General features: G+C 71.5%; 3 protein-coding genes. All 3 read left to right on the top strand.

What is annotated here, in order from left to right; translation table 11 throughout:
- Positions 1-118 precede the first annotated feature (118 nt).
- The 3 genes from FNX44_RS25485 to FNX44_RS25475 all read left to right on the top strand — a co-directional run bounded on the left by FNX44_RS25485 (position 119) and on the right by FNX44_RS25475 (position 2715).
- A complete protein-coding gene (locus FNX44_RS25485; RefSeq protein ID WP_143651342.1) occupies positions 119-1240 on the top strand; it encodes an ABC transporter ATP-binding protein in 1122 nt (373 codons plus the stop codon).
- Positions 1241-1493: 253 nt separating this feature from the next.
- Positions 1494-1919 carry a hypothetical protein gene (locus FNX44_RS25480; protein ID WP_143651341.1) on the top strand — a complete coding sequence of 142 codons (426 nt, stop codon included), beginning with the start codon at positions 1494-1496 and terminating at the stop codon, positions 1917-1919.
- Between the two features lie 28 nt (positions 1920-1947).
- Positions 1948-2715: a nucleotidyltransferase family protein gene (locus FNX44_RS25475; protein WP_143651340.1), complete on the top strand. Its 768-nt coding sequence runs from the start codon at positions 1948-1950 to the stop codon at positions 2713-2715.
- The last annotated feature ends 350 nt before the right edge of the window (positions 2716-3065 follow it).

Here is a 3065-nt window from a genome sequence, read left to right as displayed (position 1 = left end):
GACAAAGGGGGGTACGGCGGGTTAGCGTCGCGAGAACGCCCACTTCCGTGTGGGCGGCCCAACCTCCCTTTACTCGGATCGTCCGGCACGTTCCTGCCGGTGAAGGAGTCACAACAGCATGGCTACGGTCACGTACGACAAGGCTTCCCGGCTGTACCCGGGGAGCGAGAAGCCCGCCGTCGACCAGCTCGACATCGAGATCGAGGACGGCGAGTTCCTCGTCCTCGTCGGCCCCTCCGGCTGCGGCAAGTCCACCTCCCTGCGGATGCTCGCGGGGCTGGAGGACGTGAACAGCGGAGCGATCAGGATCGGTGACCGGGACGTCACCCACCTTCCGCCGAAGGACCGGGACATCGCCATGGTGTTCCAGAACTACGCGCTGTACCCGCACATGTCGGTGGCGCAGAACATGGGCTTCGCGCTCAAGATCGCCGGTGTGCCGAAGGACGAGATCCGCAAGAAGGTCGAGGACGCGGCGAAGATCCTGGACCTGACCGAGTACCTGGAGCGGAAGCCGAAGGCGCTCTCCGGTGGTCAGCGGCAGCGTGTCGCGATGGGCCGGGCGATCGTCCGGGAGCCGCAGGTCTTCCTGATGGACGAGCCGCTGTCGAACCTCGACGCCAAGCTGCGAGTGCAGACCCGTACGCAGATCGCTTCGCTGCAGCGCCGGCTGGGCATCACCACGGTGTACGTCACGCACGACCAGGTCGAGGCGATGACGATGGGCGACCGGGTCGCCGTGCTCAAGGACGGGCTGCTGCAGCAGGTCGCCTCGCCTCGTGAGATGTACGACCGGCCGAAGAACCTGTTCGTGGCCGGCTTCATCGGCTCGCCGGCGATGAACCTTGTCGAGGTGCCGATCATCGACGGCGGTGTGAAGTTCGGCAACAGCGTGGTGCCGGTGGCGCGCGAGGCCATCGCGGAGGCGGCGAAGAAGGGCGACAAGTCGGTCACGGTGGGTGTCCGCCCCGAGCACTTCGACGTGGTGAACGGCGAAGGCGCGCAGGCGCTGAGCAAGGACGAGCCGGCCGGTCTCGCGGTGACGGTGAACGTCGTCGAGGAGCTGGGCGCGGACGCGTTCGTCTACGGCACGGCCGTGGTCGGCGGCGAGCCGAAGGACCTGGTCGTCCGGGTCGGCGGCCGTGAGGCGCCGGAGAAGGGCACGGAGATCCACGTGGTGCCGCGCAGCAGCGAGATCCACGTGTTCTCGTCGACGACGGGTGAGCGGCTCACCGACTGAGGCCGTGTGGCAGGACGGGAGGGCCCGGTGGCGCGGAGGACGCGTCGCCGGGCCCTTTCGGACGGGGTGGGCGGAGACGGGGCGAGAGCACGAACGTCAACTTCGCGCCTCGGATACGCGCCGATTAATACCCCTTCAGAGTGACTTGCTGTCGTCAGGCCGGTACTCCTCGCTACCATCGGTGTGACCCCTTTACGGGCTCCCGATCCGCCTCCCGTTTCCCCGGGGGCGTCCCATCACGAGGAAGACACCAGTGAATCAGGCAGCACGCCGTATCGGCAGAACTCTTGCTCTTGTCCTCCCGGTCGTCCTGGTGCTGTCCGGGACTCTCGCGGTGGCCCAGGTTCCGTGGGCGACCGCGCCGACCGAGTCGCAGGTGCTGGCCTCGGCCGCCGACGAGGCGGCCAACAAGCCCGCGCGTCCCGGCGGTTCGCCCGCGCCGCACGAGGCACTGCGGGACCGGCTCATCACCGAACTCCAGCAGGAGGACCCGGCCGTCGCCCTGACGAGCCTCCAGCGCGCGGTGGACCGCAAGCCGTCGCTGGCCGAGCACTGCATGGACATCGCCCGGGCTCTGGGCAAGGCGGCGGTGCTCAAGTACGGCGCGGAGCGCGCGCAGCGGTTCTCCCGGCCCGTGTGCGACACGTCGTTCGCCGCCGGCGTGGCCGCCACGCGCTGAGGTCGCGTCCCCGCCTAACGTGCGGGGCATGAGTCCCAGTCCGCAGACGTACCCCACGCAGGCGGTGATCCTGGCCGGCGGCCAGGGTTCCCGGCTGCGTCCGTACACCGACGACAAGCCCAAGCCGATGGTGGAGATCCCCGGGACGGGGACGCCGATCATCGGCCACCAGCTCTCCTGGCTCGCCCGCGAGGGGGTCACCGACGTGGTGATCTCCTGCGGGCATCTGGCGTCCGTGCTGGAGACCTGGCTTGACGCGGCCGAACTCCCCCTGCGTACGCGCACGGTGGTCGAGGAGGAGCCGCTGGGCAGGGGCGGCGGCCTGCGCTTCGCGGCCGCCGCGCTGCCCCGCCCGGACGAGGACTGGTACGCCACGAACGGCGACGTCTGGACCCGGTTCGCGCTGCGGGAGATGGCCGACTTCCACGTGGAGCGGGACGCGACGGCGACGATCGCGCTCGCCCGCCCCCGGCTGCCGTGGGGCGCCGTCCGGACGGACGGCTTCGGGCACGTCGTCGACTTCATCGAGTCGCCGCCGGTCGAGTACGAGGTGAACGCCGGCGTCTACGTCTTCTCGCCTTCCTTCACCGAGCTGCTGCCGGAGCGCGGCGACCACGAGCGCTCGACCTTCCCGCGGCTGGCGCGGGAACGGCGGCTGGCCGGCTTCCCGTTGCCGCAGGGCGCCTACTGGCGTGCGATCGACACGGCGAAGGATCTGACGGAGGCGGCGAGGGAGTTGGCGGCGGAGGCGGCAGAGGCGAGGGACACGACGGGGGCCGCCGACATGGCGGGGTGAGGTCGGTCAGCACCGTCGATGCCGTCCCGCCCGCCCGGGGTGGGTTGCACGGGCCAGGCGGTCGAGGACCGGGGCCCGCTCGGCCGGGTCGCCGCGCGGGAGTGGCACGGCGGCCCGGCCGAGCGGGCCCGGACCGTATTCGGGGCGGTCGGTGAGTCGCGGGGCGGCGATCGGTGAGCCCGAACAGCCGCACAGGGGGCGCAGGGTATGAGGTGGGTCGGCGCCGCCGCGCGGCGGCGCGGGGTCGGAGGTGCGTCGGCCGGGCCGGTGGGGGACCGGCCCGGCCGACGGGGGCGGGGCGTGGCGCGACTCAGCCGAGGAGGCCGCCGAGCGCGCCGCGCCCCCCGCTG

This window comes from Streptomyces alkaliterrae (genome assembly GCF_007097205.2).
Classification (GTDB): Bacteria; Actinomycetota; Actinomycetes; order Streptomycetales; family Streptomycetaceae; genus Streptomyces; species Streptomyces alkaliterrae.
The sequence above is the reverse complement of the archived record's forward strand: the minus strand, read 5'-3'. Positions and strand labels throughout refer to the sequence as shown.